The organism is Bradyrhizobium elkanii USDA 76, from assembly GCF_023278185.1.
Lineage (GTDB): Bacteria > Pseudomonadota > Alphaproteobacteria > Rhizobiales > Xanthobacteraceae > Bradyrhizobium > Bradyrhizobium elkanii.
Map to the genome: position 1 here is coordinate 5992890 of NZ_CP066356.1, position 14579 is coordinate 6007468.

Genomic DNA, 14579 nt, shown 5'->3' on the forward strand with positions numbered 1-14579 from the left:
ACGCTTATTGATGAGGCTAGGATTGCTCACTTTTGTGCAGCGCACTGATACGTGAGATCGCGTATACTGCACCGCAAAATAGCGACGTAGGTTTTTGGTACGGGATTTGCCCGCGATCAGAGCATCGTGGACCAGGAGTTCAAACGAGTGGCAGGGCGGCAGCGGATAGACCGCGTCAGGCGCCAATACAATCAATGGGTCGCCAACCAGACGCTGGAAGACTACGCGCTGCGCTTCACCGCCAAGAGCGCGCGGCGCTGGTCAGCCGCCCGGGTTGCCAACACCGCGCTCGGGGCGATCTCGTTCCTTGCGCTGGAGGCGATCGGCGGCACCATCACGCTGAACTACGGCGCAATGAATGCCTCCGCCGCGATCCTGGTCGTCAGCGTCATCATCTTCCTCTGCGGACTGCCGATCGCCTACCATGCCGCGAAAAGCGGTATCGACATCGATCTGCTCACCCGCGGCGCCGGCTTCGGCTATATCGGCTCGACCATCACGTCGCTGATCTACGCCTCCTTCACCTTCATCTTCTTCGCGATCGAGGCCGTGATCCTCGCCAGCGCGCTCGACATGTGCTTCGGCATCCCGCGGCCGATCGGCTATCTGATCAGCGCAGTCGTGATCATTCCGCTTGTCATCTACGGCATCACGCTGATCAGCCGCTTCCAGCTCTGGACCCAGCCGCTGTGGATCATCCTGCACATCATGCCGTTCGCGGCGATCGCCTGGGCCAATCCGCATTCGTTCACCGAGTGGCGCAAATTCGCCGGCGATCACGGCGATCCCGCAGGTAATCTCGATCTGCTGCTGTTCGGCACCGCGGCCTCCGTCGTGTTTGCGCTGGTGGCGCAGATCGGCGAGCAGGTCGACTTCCTGCGCTTTCTGCCGCGCGACCGCCGCACCTCGCGCAAGGCCTGGTGGATCGCGCTGCTGAGCGCCGGTCCGGGCTGGATCGTGCTCGGCGCTCTCAAGCTGCTGGCCGGTTCGTTCCTCGCCTTCTTCGCGCTCAGCCACGGCGTCTCCGCCGAGCACGCCGCCGAGCCCGCCAACATGTACCTCGAGGCGTTCCGCTACGTGCTGTCGCAGCCGGATCTGGCGATGGCGCTGACCGGGACATTCGTGATCCTGTCGCAGGTCAAGATCAACGTCACCAACGCCTATGCCGGCTCGATCGCCTGGTCGAATTTCTTCTCCCGCCTCACCCACTCGCATCCCGGCCGCGTGGTGTGGCTGGTGTTCAACGTCGTCGTCGCGCTGCTGCTGATGGAGATCGGCGTCTACAAGGCGCTGGAGCAGACGCTCGCGCTCTACTCCAACGTCGCGATCGCCTGGGTCGGCGCGCTGGTGGCCGATCTCGTCATCAACAAGCCGCTCGGCTTGCGGCCGCAGCACATCGAGTTCAAGCGCGCCCATCTCTGCGATATCAATCCGGTCGGCGTCGGCGCGATGACGATCGCGACCGTGGTCTCGATCAGCGCGTTCTACGGCCTGTTCGGCCCGACCGCGAAGGCGCTGTCCGCCTTCGTGGCGCTTGCGGTCGCGTTCGTCACGGCTCCCCTGATCGCCTGGGCCACCGACGGCAAGTACTACATCGCGCGCAAGCCGAAGCGGAGCTGGCAGAACATCGAGTCGATCCAGTGCTGCATCTGCGAGCATGCGTTCGAGCCCGAGGACATGGCTTCCTGCCCCGCTTATGCCGGCCCGATCTGCTCGCTGTGCTGCTCGCTCGACGCACGTTGCCATGACCTCTGCAAGCCGCATGGCCGGATCGGCGCACAGGTCGCGGACGCGCTGGGCAAGGTGATGCCGCAGCCGATCAACGCTCGCATCAACTCGCAGCTCGGGCATTACCTCGGCGTGTTCGCGGTCTCGGCCGGCCTCGTGGCGCTGGTGCTCGGCCTGATCTACCTGCAGACCACGGCCGCGGTGCATGCCAACGAATTGCTGGCCGACGTGCTCTGGAAGGTGTTTTTTGCGCTGACCCTGATCATCGGCGTCGTCGCCTGGCTGTTCGTGCTGGCGCAACAGAGCCGGCGCGCCGCGGAAGCGGAAACACGCCGGCAGACCACGCTGCTGATCCAGGAAATCGACGCCCACAAGCGCACCGATGCCGAACTGCAGCGCGCCAAGGAGGTCGCGGAGTCAGCCAATCTCGCCAAGAGCCGATACGTCGTGGGCCTCAGTCACGAACTTCGTTCGCCGCTGAATGCGATCTCCGGCTACGCGCAGCTATTGGAGCAGGACGACAGCCTCCAGGTGCGGCCGCGCGAGCAGGTGCGCGTCGTCCGCCGCAGCGCCGATCATCTCTCGGGCCTGATCGACGGCATCCTCGATATCTCCAAGATCGAGGCCGGCCGTCTCTACCTGTCGCGCGACGAGGTTCGGCTGAACGATTTCCTCGAGCAGCTGGTCGGCATGTTCCGCCTGCAGGCGGCAGCAAAGGGCATCGACTTCGTGTTCAAACGGCCGGCCGTGCTGCCGGTCGTGGTCTATGCCGACGAGAAGCGGCTGCGGCAGATCCTGATCAACCTGCTGTCGAATGCGATCAAGTTCACGCAATCCGGCCAGGTGCAGTTCGTGGTGCATTACCGCAGCCCGGTCGCCGAGTTCGAGGTGATCGATACGGGACCCGGCATCCAGCCCGACGATCTCGAGCGGATCTTCGCCCCGTTCGAGCGTGGCGCGCTTGGCGTCACCCAGCCGCAGACCGGCACCGGGCTCGGGCTCACCATCAGCCGCCTGCTCGCGGGTGTGATGGGCGGCGACATCAAGGTCCTGAGCACGGTCGGCACCGGCAGCACGTTCCGCGTCAAGCTGCTGCTGTCGGAGGTCACCAATCCACGCCGCGATGCGCCGGTCGATGCTCCCGTGTACGGCTATCACGGTCCGCGCAAGACCATCCTGATCACCGACGACGACCCGACCCACCGCGACCTGTTGCGCGAGATCCTGACGCCGCTCGGCTTCATCCTGCTCAGCGCGCCGGACGGGCCAGGCTGTCTTGCCCTCGCGCAGCATTGCCGGCCGGACCTGTTCCTGCTCGATATCTCGATGGCGGGCATGGACGGCTGGACGGTCGCCGAAACCTTGCGCGCCGAAGGCCATCACCAGGCACGCATCCTGATGATCTCGGCCAGCGCGCTAGAGGCCCATGGCGCGCCGCTGGCGCAACCGTTCCACGACGGCTACCTGATGAAGCCGATCGACATTCCGCGGCTGCTCGAAACCATCCGCCAGTTGCTCAAGATCGAGTGGCAGTATGAGGCCGAGCCGGCCCCGCCTCCGCAATGGAAGCCCGAGAGCGGTTCGCGGCCGCCGGTGAAATATGTCGAAGAGCTGATCAGCCTCGGCCAGCTCGGCTATGTCAGGGCGATTCAGCTCAAGCTCGACGAGATCGGCAATGAGTGTCCCGAACATGCCGATTTCGTCGGCCAGATGCGCACGCTGATCGACCGGTTCGATTTCGATCAATATATGGCGACGTTGAAGACATTGCACAGCTATGACCATTGAACAGAAGAAGCGCGACGTTGCGCTCGTCGTCGACGACTCGCCCGAGACGTTGCGCCTGCTGACCGACGCGCTCGACGGCGCCGGCATGACCGTGATGGTGGCGCTCGACGGCGCCTCGGCGATGCGCATCGTCGACCAGATCACGCCCGATATCGTGCTGCTCGATGCCGTGATGCCCGGCATGGACGGTTTCGAGACCTGCCGGCGGCTGAAGCGCGACGCAGGGCTCGACGGCGTGCCGATCATCTTCATGACGGGCCTCGCCGAAACCGAGCACATCGTGCGCGGGCTGGAGGCCGGCGGCGTCGACTATGTGACGAAGCCGATCGTGGTCGAGGAGATGCTGGCGCGCATCCGGGTCCATCTCGCCAATGCGCGGATGACGCAGAGTGCCCGCGCGGCGCTCGACGTCTCCGGCCGCTATCTGCTCGCCGTGAACAGCGCCGGCGCGCTGCTGTGGGCGACGCCGCAGGCACAGCGACTGCTGTCGGATACGCTCGCCGACGCCGCCGACAATTTCGCGCTGCCGGACCCGATGCCGCAATGGCTCGAGCAGGCGCAGAAGGGCGGCACAGGAAAGAAGACAGCGACCGTGGCGTCATTCCCCGGCAACGAGCAGCTTCGGCTGCAATATATGGGCAAGCTCGGGCCCGATGAATTCCTATTACGGCTTGCCAAGGACACCAGCGGCGACATGCCGGCCGAGTTCTCCAGCGAGCTCGGCCTGACCACCCGCGAGGGCGAGGTGCTGTCCTGGCTCTCCAAGGGCAAGACCAACCGCGACATCGCGCAGATCCTCGGCCTCAGCCCGCGCACCGTCGACAAGCACCTCGAGCAGATCTACGCCAAGCTCGGGGTCGAGAACCGCACCGCCGCCGCCGCGATCGCGGTCGACGCAAGGCATCGCAAGTCTTGATCGAACGCACGCTGCGCCCCGCGCACCGAAACGTGCGCAAGGCGCGGGGGACGCTACGCACCCACGGTCGGCGAACTGCCATTCCGATCAGCCGGTGCAGCAGATCCCAGCGACACCTCCTGTTCCGGCGGCCGCGTCTTTCGCCACTGCGCCGGCGTCACGCCCATGTGGCTCTTGAAGGCGCGCTGAAAGGCGGCCTCCGATTGATACCCGACCATCTCTGCCACGGCGCCGGTCGAAAGCGATGATCCCTTCAATTCGTTCGCCGCAAGCGTCATCCTGATATCGGTGAGCAGATCGCTGGCCGATCGCCCGAGCTTGTCCTGGAACTGGCGCGCCAGCGTGGCGCGCGACATGTTGCAGAGCCGTGCGAGCTCCGGCAGCGACCACGCGCGCGCGGGCTCCTTGAACATGGCGGCCACGGCCGGCGCGAGCCTGGGATCACCGGCCAGAGCGAGAAGTCCCCGCGACGTTGCATCGGTCTCGCTCGCAAGCCGCAGCACAAGCGCGAACATTGCCGTGGACAGCGCATTCAGCATGGCGAGGCCGCCCAGATGATCGTCGGCCGTTTCGCTGCGCATCAGCGACACGAGCCCGGCGAGCTGCGCAGCCGTTCCCTTTCCCGCACGCGTGCCGGCATGCACGACAAGACGCGGCGGGAGATAATTGCGCAACAGACGGTCGTGTGGGGGTGCAATCGCGAAGTGCCCGCACAACAGGTCAAGCCGTTCGTCCGATCCGAGGTTTTCGCTGATCGTGAAATTCTCCGCCGCCCGGTTGCGCGCCGGCAGCGGTGTTGCCCCGCTTCCGTCGTGCATCACGTGTCGCGGGTTGCCGGGAAGCAGGAGGATGTCGCCGGGCTTCAGCAGCAACGGCTGTCCGCCCGCGGCGTCGTCCAGGATCGCCGAGCCGGCAAGCACCGCATGATAGGGGATCTCGTTGGTCACACCCGGTCCCTGCTCGATACGCCAGGGCACGCTGTAGCTGCAGCGCAGGTCGAGCCGCCCGCGCACCGGCATCATCTCGAACAGCCGGCTGAGCCAATCCATGGCCAATCCCCCTGACGCAGCACATGAGACGATCGAGCATATAAACGAGTAAGATGAACATTCAATGTCTCAAACCTCGATCCTATTGTCACTCCGTAATCGTTCACCACCCCGAACAAGGAGTGCCACCATGTCTCGTCTCTCAACCCCCAACCTCGAAGCCGATACCGGCCCGTCCGGCCAGATCTACGCCCAGATCAAGAAGGCGATCGGCGCCGTCCCGAACACCTACGCGGCAATTGCGGCCCACGGTCCGGCCGCGCTCAAGTCGATCCTCGCGGCCGATGCCGTGCTGACTGGCGGCAGCCTGCCCCGGCGCGATCTGGAGGTCGTGAAGCTCGTGATCAGCGCCGCCGGCGGCTGCGACTATTGTGTCGCCGCGCACTCGCATCTCGCCAGGCTCGCCGGCGTGAATGCGGATGTGCTCAAGCAGATCCGCGACGGCGCGCCGACCGGTGATGCCAAGCGCGATGCGCTCGTGCATTTCGTGCGCAAGCTCGCGCAGTCGAGCGGCACCGTCAGCGACGAGGATTTCGCCGCGATCAAGTCCGCCGGCTACAGCGACGCGCAGCTGGTCGAGATCAGCCTGGCGTTTGCGACCACAGTCTTCACCAACGTCTTCAACCGCATCAACGACACCGACATCGACTTCCCGGCAGTCGCGTGAAGCGACCGGGCGATGTCACGCGAAAGGATCACGCCCATGACCACGCTTGCCAATACCACACACAATCCGCTTGCCCGCGCGCTCGACAGGTCCGGCCTGCTGGCGGAGGATCTCGACTATCACATCGTCCGAGCCGCGATGGTGATCATGTTCCTGTTCTTCGGTTACCAGAAGTGGTTTCCGTACGAATTCGAACGGCTGGTCCCGTTCATCAGCAACGGGCCGCTGATCTGGTGGCTCTATCCAGCGTTCGGCCATGCCGGCGCCAGCTATTTCCTTGGCGCCTCGGAATGGACGTTCGGTTCGCTGCTGCTCGCGGGCTTCTGGGACAAGCGGCTTGGCGTGCTCGGCGCCCTCGGCTCGACCGGAACCTTCATCGCGACAGTCACCATCATTCCGTTCATGCCTGATGGTTGGGACGCTGCCGCCGGTGGCTTCCCCGCGATGACCGGCAATGTGCCGTTCCTGATGAAGGACGTCGTTCTGCTCGCCGTCTCGCTCTACCTGCTGCGCCAGGACGTGGTCCGTCTGATCAGGCAATAGCTGATCGTGATTGATCGCCGGTGGGCCTCGGGCGCACCGGCGATCGCGCATGGGACCGAGCAGACGCAGCATCTCTCGAACACAGCGACATGGCAGTCACTGTTGTTGCGGGGGTCCGGCAGCCCTTGCTCTTTAAGGCCGAGCCATAACCCATTGCCGAACTTGCACAATGCGTTGGAATCGGCCCCCCGCTCCGCGCGATCGGCTGCGCGGCCGCCCGCTCGACGACGACGCACCGCGCTTCCATGCATGCACGAATGATCCCTGGCTCTCCGGCCATGAACATAGTTCCGCCGCGCGGTCTGCGCTAAGAAGGAACGCCGGTGTTGTTCTGGGGTGAGTTGATGAAGAAGGACGACGTCACATGCCCGCGTTGCGGGGCCGGATTCCGACGCCTTGAGCTGGCGTCCGGATCTGGAAGCAAGGGCGAGTATCGCTGCCCGGTCTGCGAGACGACCCTCGAGCATTTCGATGGCGACAGGCTCGTCGCCTACCGCCTGACCATCCAACCTTCGATTCGCGGATTGAAGACCTAGCAGCCATCTGCACAGAATGCCGGAGCAAAATCCGGATCACGATTTCCGCTTCAGGACATAGCTGTCCATGATCCAGCCGTGCCGCTGACGTGCCTCTCGTCGCGCGGCGACGATGCGAGGGCCGACCTCCGCCAGCTCGCCCGCCATGACGATCTGATCGGGCATGCCGAGATAGGCGCCCCACCAGATTTGCAGCCCGGCAGCATCCAGGGTCTGGAAGGCGGCGCCGCCGTCGAGCATCACGACCACGGTGTCGACGCCTGGCGGCCAGCCAGCCTCGCGCAGCCGTCGGCCGGTCGTCACGAGGAACGGCTCGCCGATCTCATTGAGCGGCAGCGCATGTGCCGCGCACAGCGCCTGGATCGACGTGATGCCCGGGATCACCTCGATCGATGGCAACGGATCGAGCCGCCGCGCAATCCGCAGGCTCGAATCGTAGAGCGAGGGATCGCCCCAGATCAGCAGGGCGACCCGTCCCTCCCCGCCGAGGTTGCGCGCGATTTCCTGCGACCAGGACGCGGCGATCGCATCATGCCAATCGTCCACACCCTTGCGATAATCCTCTTCACCGGCGTCACGCACCGGCAGGTCGAACTCGGCAATGCGTGTGCGGTCATTGCTCAACGCGTCCGCGCAGATGGTGCGACGCAACTCGGCGAGATCCGACTTCGCAGTCCCCTTGCGCGGGATCAGGATCAGGTCGGCGGCATTGATGGCGGCGGTCGCAGCAAAAGTGAGCTGCCGGGGATCACCACAACCGATGCCGATCAGGGACAGCGTCAACATGGCCGCGTCACCCTCGTTCCGGCGCCAGCGCACCGAACAGGATCACGGCAGCCGCCGTGGCCGCGCCGGCTTGCGCGAGCTGTTCGGCCAGCGCTGCGACCGTGGTGCGAAGCAGCCGTTCGTCGGCGTGGCCGAGCGATTCCGCCAGCAGCGCGGGCGTGTCGGACGCGAGGCCGTGCGCGATCAGCTTTGCGGCCAATGCCGGGAAGGTCCGCCGCCCCATATAGACGACGGTGGTCGCTTCCGGATCGGCCAGCGCCGCCCAGTTCAGGTCCGCGGGCAATTCGCCCGTCACATCGGCGCCGGTGACGAACTGGACCCGGCGCGAGGTCAGTCGTCGCGTCAGCGGAATGCCGGCCTGCGCGGCGGCAACCGAGGCCGAGGTCACGCCGGGAATGATCTCGTAGCCGATGCCGGCCGCGCGCAGCGCTTCGATCTCCTCCTCGAGCCGTCCAAAAATGCCGGCGTCGCCGGATTTCAGCCGCACCACCCGCACGCCGGCGGCAGCATAATCGACCAGCAGCCGGCTGACATGGTGCTGCTTCGCCGACAGGCGGCCGGCGCGCTTGCCGACCGCGACGAGATTGGCGCCGGCGCGCGCGAGATCGAGAATCGCGCCCGAGGCAAGATCGTCATAGAGCACCACATCGGCCTCGCGCAGCCGCGCGGTGCCTTTCACCGTCAGGAGTTCGGGATCGCCCGGACCGGCCGAGACGAAGGATACGAATCCGCTCACCGGTCCTCCACAATCAGATGGAAGAATGTTCCCGTCGCACAGCCGCGCCGCGATCCGGTTTCTGCAACGATCGCGCCGGTCGCATCACGCACCACCGCGAGCGGCGTATCGGGCTGCGCGATGATCGTCGAATAGTGAAACTCGTGGCCGCGCAGGCGTGCGCCCGGGCCGCGGCCGGGCATCGGTGCGGCAAGCTCGGCGAGCCGGTAGCCCAGATGCATGCGGCGCTTGGCATAGCTCGTCTCGAGGCCGAGCAAGCCTGCCATCTCATGGCGCACGCCGTCGGCATCGGTCAACGCGGCGCCCAGCACCATGTAGCCCCCGCATTCGCCATGCACCGGCCGCGTTTCGGTGAAGGCGCGGAGCTGCGCAAGAAATCGTCTGTTGGCCGCAAGCCGGCCGGCATGCAGTTCGGGATAACCGCCGGGCAGCCAGCACACATCGGCGTCCGGATCGGGGCCTTCGTCGGCAAGCGGCGAGAACGGCACGATCTCTGCGCCGGCCGCGCGCCAGGCTTCCAGCATATGCGGGTAGACAAAGGAGAACGCCGCGTCGCGTGCCAGCGCGATGCGCTGACCGGGCGGCGTGATGTCCAGGCTGCGCACGGCGGATCGCGGCGACCAAACGCGCGCCGATCGCAGCACGGCGTCGAGATCGACATGCTCGGCGACGAAGCGTGCGGCTTCGTCAATCAGACCGTCAATTTGAGCCTGCTCTTCGGCCTGTACCAGGCCGAGGTGACGCTTCGGCAAGGCGATCTCGGCGTGGCGCGGCAGCGCCCCCAATACCGGAACGCCCGCGCCCGCCATGGCATTGCGCACCAGGGCTTCATGCCGTGCGCTCGCGACGCGATTGAGGACGACGCCGGCAAGCCGTACGCCGGCGCGAAAATCACGCAATCCCGCCGCGACCGCCGCCGCCGTCTGCGCCTGACCGGAGGGATCGATCACCAGCAGCACCGGCCATTCCATCATCTCGGCAATGTCGGCGGTGGCGCCGGTCCCCGAGACGCCACGTGCGGCGACGCCGTCGAACAGTCCCATCGAGCCTTCCGCCAGCACGAGATCGGCATCCGCGCCGCGGCCTGCCAAATGTGCGATGGCTTCGCGCGCCATCGCCCAGCTGTCGATGTTGACCGACGCGCGTCCCGTGGCGACCGCGTGAAAGGCGGGATCGATGTAATCAGGCCCGCTCTTGAGGCATTGCACCCTCACGCCGCGATTGCGATAGGCGCGCGCCAACGCCAGCGTTAGCGTCGTCTTGCCGACACCGGATGCCGGCGCAGAGATGACGAGCCCCGCGGTCATTGCGATGATTCCGGCGACGATTCCGGAAAGCGCGGCGCCGCCCCAACCGGACGGTAGCGGCGGTCGTAGTCGGCTGCATAGAGCCGGCTCTCGGCGAACTCGTCCGCCCCGAGCGTCTTGCCGACCAGAATGAGCGCAGTGCGTTCGAGCTCGGGGCCGACGGCGGTATCGAGCGTCGCGAGCGTGGCGCGCACGATGCGCTGGTCCGGCCAGCTCGCGCGCCAGACGATCGCAACCGGGCAATCCGCGCCGTAGTGCGGCGTGAGCTCGGCCATGACCTTGTCGAGCAGATGGATCGAAAGATGGATCGCCAGCACCGCGCCGGTCGCGGCAAACGCTGCGAGTGTCTCGCCATCAGGCATCGCGCTCGCCCGGCCCGGCGTGCGCGTCAGCACCACCGATTGCGCAAGGCCCGGCAGCGTAAGCTCGGCCTCCAGCGCCGCCGCGGCCGCCGAGAAAGCCGGCACCCCGGGCGTGACCGAATACGGAATCTGCAACGCGAGCAGCCGGCGCAGTTGCTCGCCCATCGCCGACCAGATCGAGAGATCGCCCGAATGCAGCCGCGCGACGTCCTTGCCCTCCGCATGCGCGGCAGCGATCTCGGCGATGATCTCGTCGAGCGAGAGCGGCGCGGTGTTGACGATGCGCGCATCCGGCGGGCAATGCGCCAACACACCTGCTGGCACCAGCGATCCGGCATAGAGACAAACCGGGCAAGAGGCGATCAGATCGCGCCCGCGCAGGGTCAGGAGATCGCCAGCACCGGGTCCTGCGCCGATGAAATGCACCGTCATTCGCCGTCTCCTTCCGCGATCGCCGCAATGGCCATCCGATCCTGTGACGCGGCCCTGGCCGAGATCAGGCGCGCACCGCGCCCCGCCGCAGCGATCGCCGCAGCTTCGGCGACCGAGCCCGTTCCGAACCTCGCCTTGATGAACCCGGATTGCGTTGCAGTCTTTATCTCAGCCAGGATCCCGGCGGGAATGCTCCGGACCGGCAACCCCAGTTCCCGCGCCAAGTCTCTCAATGCCGCCGCATCGGCCTTGTCACTCACCGTTGCAATTGCCGCAAGGCCGTCGGAACCGCCGGCCGCGTCGAGTGCGTCGCGCAAGGATGCGACGCCGGCATCGCGCCTGAATCCGAGACCAGCGACCTTCATCGGAGCGCGCTCCATTGCACGATCGGCCGCGCGGCCTTCCAGGCGCGGTACCGCCCCAACGGCTCGGCCTGCGCGACTTCGAGGCGCATCAACTCGCCGCCATGACGCTGGTGCAGATCGGAGAGCAGCGCCTCGGTCTCCAGGGTTACCGCATGCGCAACCAACCGCGTTCCCGGCGCGATCCGCGACCAGATCGCTTCGAACCTTGCGGCATCGAGACCGCCACCGATGAACACGGCATCGGGGGCTTCGAGGCCCGATAAGATGCCGGGCGCCTCGCCCTCGATGACGGAGATGCGGTGTGTCAAGCCGAAGCTCGCCGCGTTGCTTCGGATGTTGGCGGCGCGTTCGCTGCGGGCTTCGACAGCGATCGCCGTCCCACCACACAGCGCCCATTCGATCGAGATCGAGCCCGAGCCCGCGCCGACATCCCACAGCCGCTCACCGGGCCGCGGCGCAAGCGCCGACAGCGCAAGCGCGCGGACCGGCCGCTTTGTCAGTTGCCCGTCATGCACAAAGAGCGCATCGGCAAGACCCGAGCTGCGTGCGATCCCTTGTCCTCCCTTCGCCTCCAGCGCAACCGTGACGAGGCTGTCGCCCGACTCCTCCAAATAATTGTCGGCGCGATGCTGCGTGATGGATTCACGCGGTCCGCCAAGCGCAGCAAGCGTCCATATTGCCGACGCCCCCCAACCACGCTCCGTCAGCCAGCGCGCGAGATCGGACGCCGCCTTGCCGTCGCGCAGCAGGCATATGATCCGTGCATCGCGCGCTAAATGCGCTAACAGCCGTTCGAACGGTGCGGCATGAAGACCGAGACAGACAGCATGCTCGATACGCCAGCCCAAACGAGCGGCAGCCAGTGAGAACGTCGACGGTGCGGAGTACGCGACCCATTCACCGGGCCGTAGCTTCTCGACAAGGCTTCCGCCGGCGCCATGCCAGAACGGATCGCCGGACGCGAGCACCACCGTCGGACGACCCCGGCTTTCAAGCACGATGTTGGCATCGAACGGCACCGGCCAGGCACGGCCGCGGTCGGCGATGCCGGCGAGCGCGAGGTGCCGCTCGCCGCCGAAAACCGTTTCGGCTTCGGAAAGCGCCTTTCGGCTTGCGTCGGAGAGGCCGGCAAGGCCATCTTCGCCGATACCGATGATGGTCAACCAGGGATTACCCATGATGCGCGCCCTGATCCTGGGCGGAACGGCCGACGCCAATTTGCTTGCCGTTGCGATCGCTCGCGCGGGCATCGACGCGGTCTATTCCTACGGCGGCCGCACCCGCGCGCCGGCCGACCAGCCCTTGCCGGTCCGCAGCGGCGGTTTCGGCGGCGTCAGCGGTCTTGCCGATTATCTGCGTCGCGAAGCCATCACGCATGTGATCGATGCGACGCATCCTTTCGCGGCCGAGATGAGCCGCAACGCGATCGCTGCATGTGCGCAGACCGCAACGCCGCTGGTCGCGCTCGAACGCGCGCCCTGGGACAAAGCCTCCGGCGATCGCTGGATCGAGGTCGCGGACGTCGTCTCCGCGGCCACGGCGTTGCAGGACAACCCCGCCCGCGTATTCCTCGCGATCGGCCGCCAGCACATCGCGCCGTTCGGCGCACGGCCGCAGCATGCCTATACGTTGCGTTTCGTCGACCCGCCCGACGAAACGCTGTCGTTGCCCAACGCGGACGTCATCGTATCGCGCGGCCCCTTCACGCTCGAGGGCGAACTCGCGATGATGCGCGCGCGCGCGATCGAGTGGATCGTCGCCCGCAACTCCGGCGGAACCGGCGCGCGCGCCAAGATCGACGCCGCCCGCGTGCTCGGCCTTCCCGTGATCATGATCACACGGCCGTCTCTGCCCGACAGACCGCGGGTGGAAAGCGTGCGCGGGGTGATGCAATGGCTCGGTCATCGGACCTGCCTCGGCGCATAGACCCAGCGGCCGACCCGCCGTGTCGCCGAATTGCCGACGATCACGAGCGTCCGCATGTCGGCCATCTCCGGCCGCGCGTCGCGCAGTTCGACCGTCACGATCCGCTGCTCGGGCGTGCTGACGGCGCGCGCGAACACCACGATGCGCTCGTCGCAGCCCGCCTCGCGCAAGATTTCGAGCGCGCACCCAAAACCTTCCGGCCGGCTGGCCGAGCGCGGATTGTACATCGCGATCGCGAAGTCCGCCTCGGCCGCAAGCCGCAGGCGTTTCTCGATCAGCGGCCATGGCTTGAGATTGTCGGAGAGGTTGATCGCACAGAAATCATGACCGAGCGGCGCACCGGCGCTTGCCGCCGCCGCCAGCATCGCCGTCACGCCGGGCAGAACGCGGATCGGCAGGTCGTGCCATTGCGGCGCGTCCTCGAGCGCTTCGAACACGGCGGATGCCATCGCGAACACGCCGGGATCGCCCGAGGACACCACGACGACGTGGCCCCCTTCCGACGCGAGCCGCAGCGCGTCGGCGGCGCGCTGCAACTCCACGCGATTGTCCGAGGAGTGCAGCGTGAGCCCGGCGCGCGGCGGTACGCGCGTCACATAGGGCGCATAGCCGACGATGTCGGTCGCAGCCGCGAGCGCAGCAGAGACCTCCGGCGTGATCAGCGCCTCATCGCCCGGTCCGAGCCCCGCGATGGTCAGCGTGCCGGTCATTGCGCGGCCTCCCTGCGCCGCCCCTGCCCATGCACCAGCACGATCGCAAAATACGGACACTCGGCCTCGCCGATATCCGCAAGCCGGGCGACGCGCTGATCCGGCATGGTGCCGCGTTCGACGAGCCACGCATCATCGAGGCGCCCCGCGGAAGCCAGCGCGCGGCGGATCTTCGGAAGATTGCGACCGGTCTTCATCACGACCAGCGCGTCGGAGCTGCGCATCCGCTCGGCGAGTTCCGGCTCCGGCAGCGTCCCCATCAGAACAGTCGTCACATCGTCGGCCAGCGCAATCGGCTGGCCCACCGAATTCCAGCAGCCGACCATGCCGGGAATGCCGGCGATCACCTCGATCTCGACACGTCCCTGCAGCCGCGCATGCAGATGCATGAACGAGCCATAGAAATAGGGATCGCCCTCGCAGAGCACGACGATGTCGATCGCGCGCGCAAATCGCGCCAGGCGCTCGGCCCATTCGTCATAGAAGTCAGCCAGCAGCCGCGCGTAGTCCGGACTATCGAACGCGATTTCCGTGGTGACCGGATATTCCATCGGATATTCGCTGACGTCAGCGGCGAGCAAGCCTTCGACGATGCGGCGCGCCTGCCCCGGCTGCCCTTTTTTGCGGAAATAGGCGACATGCTTCGCGGCACGCACCATGCGGCCAGCGCGCACGCTCATCAGATCCGGATCGCCTGGGCCGAGGCCGCAGCAGATGATACGTCCCAT

At 66.5% G+C, this 14579-nt stretch carries 15 protein-coding genes; 6 read left to right on the forward strand and 9 right to left on the reverse strand.

The window, feature by feature from the left end; genetic code table 11:
• The first annotated feature begins 147 nt into the window (after nucleotides 1-147).
• Together JEY66_RS29065 and JEY66_RS29070 are read left to right on the forward strand one after the other, a co-directional pair.
• Nucleotides 148-3516, forward strand: coding sequence for a hybrid sensor histidine kinase/response regulator (locus tag JEY66_RS29065; protein ID WP_026192566.1), 3369 nt, complete (start codon nucleotides 148-150; stop codon nucleotides 3514-3516).
• Complete coding sequence (locus tag JEY66_RS29070; protein ID WP_018270825.1) at nucleotides 3506-4432, forward strand: response regulator; 927 nt, start codon at nucleotides 3506-3508, stop codon at nucleotides 4430-4432. Before JEY66_RS29065 ends, JEY66_RS29070 begins: the two co-directional genes overlap by 11 nt.
• 53 nt (nucleotides 4433-4485) lie before the next feature.
• Here JEY66_RS29070 and JEY66_RS29075 read toward each other — a convergent pair whose 3' ends face one another.
• Nucleotides 4486-5481 carry an AraC family transcriptional regulator gene (locus tag JEY66_RS29075; RefSeq protein ID WP_018270824.1) on the reverse strand — a complete coding sequence of 332 codons (996 nt, stop codon included), beginning with the start codon at nucleotides 5479-5481 and terminating at the stop codon, nucleotides 4486-4488.
• 130 nt (nucleotides 5482-5611) lie between these two features.
• Between JEY66_RS29075 and JEY66_RS29080 the strand changes: the two genes are divergently transcribed.
• From JEY66_RS29080 to JEY66_RS29090, 3 genes are all read left to right on the forward strand, one after another.
• Entirely contained in the window at nucleotides 5612-6148 is a 537-nt protein-coding gene (locus tag JEY66_RS29080) for a carboxymuconolactone decarboxylase family protein (RefSeq protein ID WP_016845688.1), read from the forward strand.
• Nucleotides 6149-6184: 36 nt separating this feature from the next.
• Nucleotides 6185-6691: a YkgB family protein gene (locus JEY66_RS29085; RefSeq protein WP_026192565.1), complete on the forward strand. Its 507-nt coding sequence runs from the start codon at nucleotides 6185-6187 to the stop codon at nucleotides 6689-6691.
• A gap of 344 nt (nucleotides 6692-7035) precedes the next feature.
• Nucleotides 7036-7227: a hypothetical protein gene (locus JEY66_RS29090; RefSeq protein ID WP_018270822.1), complete on the forward strand. Its 192-nt coding sequence runs from the start codon at nucleotides 7036-7038 to the stop codon at nucleotides 7225-7227.
• A gap of 36 nt (nucleotides 7228-7263) precedes the next feature.
• Here JEY66_RS29090 and cobF read toward each other — a convergent pair whose 3' ends face one another.
• The 6 genes from cobF to JEY66_RS29120 are packed head-to-tail and all read right to left on the reverse strand — an operon-like array spanning nucleotide 7264 to nucleotide 12393.
• Nucleotides 7264-8013 (reverse strand): precorrin-6A synthase (deacetylating), encoded by a 750-nt coding sequence (cobF, locus tag JEY66_RS29095; protein WP_026192564.1) that lies wholly within the window; start codon nucleotides 8011-8013, stop codon nucleotides 7264-7266.
• A gap of 7 nt (nucleotides 8014-8020) precedes the next feature.
• Nucleotides 8021-8749: a uroporphyrinogen-III C-methyltransferase gene (gene cobA, locus JEY66_RS29100; protein WP_018270820.1), complete on the reverse strand. Its 729-nt coding sequence runs from the start codon at nucleotides 8747-8749 to the stop codon at nucleotides 8021-8023.
• Complete coding sequence (locus JEY66_RS29105) at nucleotides 8746-10056, reverse strand: cobyrinic acid a,c-diamide synthase CobB (RefSeq protein WP_018270819.1); 1311 nt, start codon at nucleotides 10054-10056, stop codon at nucleotides 8746-8748. The genes cobA and JEY66_RS29105 overlap by 4 nt, the downstream gene beginning before the upstream one ends.
• Nucleotides 10053-10850 (reverse strand): precorrin-4 C(11)-methyltransferase, encoded by a 798-nt coding sequence (cobM, locus tag JEY66_RS29110; protein ID WP_018270818.1) that lies wholly within the window; start codon nucleotides 10848-10850, stop codon nucleotides 10053-10055. The genes JEY66_RS29105 and cobM overlap by 4 nt, the downstream gene beginning before the upstream one ends.
• Entirely contained in the window at nucleotides 10847-11215 is a 369-nt protein-coding gene (locus tag JEY66_RS29115) for a cobalamin biosynthesis protein (RefSeq protein WP_026192563.1), read from the reverse strand. Before JEY66_RS29115 ends, cobM begins: the two co-directional genes overlap by 4 nt.
• Nucleotides 11212-12393: a bifunctional cobalt-precorrin-7 (C(5))-methyltransferase/cobalt-precorrin-6B (C(15))-methyltransferase gene (locus tag JEY66_RS29120; protein WP_018270817.1), complete on the reverse strand. Its 1182-nt coding sequence runs from the start codon at nucleotides 12391-12393 to the stop codon at nucleotides 11212-11214. Before JEY66_RS29120 ends, JEY66_RS29115 begins: the two co-directional genes overlap by 4 nt.
• On the opposite strand from JEY66_RS29120, the gene JEY66_RS29125 reads away from it, so the two are divergent.
• Nucleotides 12392-13141 carry a cobalt-precorrin-6A reductase gene (locus JEY66_RS29125; protein WP_016845679.1) on the forward strand — a complete coding sequence of 250 codons (750 nt, stop codon included), beginning with the start codon at nucleotides 12392-12394 and terminating at the stop codon, nucleotides 13139-13141. The two genes, JEY66_RS29120 and JEY66_RS29125, sit on opposite strands and share 2 nt — an antisense overlap.
• Here JEY66_RS29125 and cobJ read toward each other — a convergent pair.
• Both cobJ and JEY66_RS29135 read right to left on the reverse strand, forming a co-directional pair.
• Nucleotides 13117-13851 carry a precorrin-3B C(17)-methyltransferase gene (gene cobJ / locus JEY66_RS29130; RefSeq protein ID WP_018270816.1) on the reverse strand — a complete coding sequence of 245 codons (735 nt, stop codon included), beginning with the start codon at nucleotides 13849-13851 and terminating at the stop codon, nucleotides 13117-13119. The genes JEY66_RS29125 and cobJ overlap by 25 nt on opposite strands.
• Entirely contained in the window at nucleotides 13848-14579 is a 732-nt protein-coding gene (locus JEY66_RS29135; RefSeq protein ID WP_018270815.1) for a precorrin-2 C(20)-methyltransferase, read from the reverse strand. Before JEY66_RS29135 ends, cobJ begins: the two co-directional genes overlap by 4 nt.

Coding starts and splice junctions, on each gene's coding strand:
- JEY66_RS29135 (WP_018270815.1), bottom strand. CDS start 14,579: ATGGGACGTATCATCTGCTGCGGCCTCGGCCCAGGCGATCCGGATCTG.
- JEY66_RS29080 (WP_016845688.1), top strand. CDS start 5,612: ATGTCTCGTCTCTCAACCCCCAACCTCGAAGCCGATACCGGCCCGTCC.
- cobF (WP_026192564.1), bottom strand. CDS start 8,013: ATGTTGACGCTGTCCCTGATCGGCATCGGTTGTGGTGATCCCCGGCAG.
- cobJ (WP_018270816.1), bottom strand. CDS start 13,851: ATGACCGGCACGCTGACCATCGCGGGGCTCGGACCGGGCGATGAGGCG.
- JEY66_RS29090 (WP_018270822.1), top strand. CDS start 7,036: ATGAAGAAGGACGACGTCACATGCCCGCGTTGCGGGGCCGGATTCCGA.
- JEY66_RS29125 (WP_016845679.1), top strand. CDS start 12,392: ATGATGCGCGCCCTGATCCTGGGCGGAACGGCCGACGCCAATTTGCTT.
- JEY66_RS29075 (WP_018270824.1), bottom strand. CDS start 5,481: ATGGATTGGCTCAGCCGGCTGTTCGAGATGATGCCGGTGCGCGGGCGG.
- JEY66_RS29085 (WP_026192565.1), top strand. CDS start 6,185: ATGACCACGCTTGCCAATACCACACACAATCCGCTTGCCCGCGCGCTC.
- JEY66_RS29070 (WP_018270825.1), top strand. CDS start 3,506: ATGACCATTGAACAGAAGAAGCGCGACGTTGCGCTCGTCGTCGACGAC.
- JEY66_RS29120 (WP_018270817.1), bottom strand. CDS start 12,393: ATGGGTAATCCCTGGTTGACCATCATCGGTATCGGCGAAGATGGCCTT.
- JEY66_RS29115 (WP_026192563.1), bottom strand. CDS start 11,215: ATGAAGGTCGCTGGTCTCGGATTCAGGCGCGATGCCGGCGTCGCATCC.
- JEY66_RS29105 (WP_018270819.1), bottom strand. CDS start 10,056: ATGACCGCGGGGCTCGTCATCTCTGCGCCGGCATCCGGTGTCGGCAAG.
- cobM (WP_018270818.1), bottom strand. CDS start 10,850: ATGACGGTGCATTTCATCGGCGCAGGACCCGGTGCTGGCGATCTCCTG.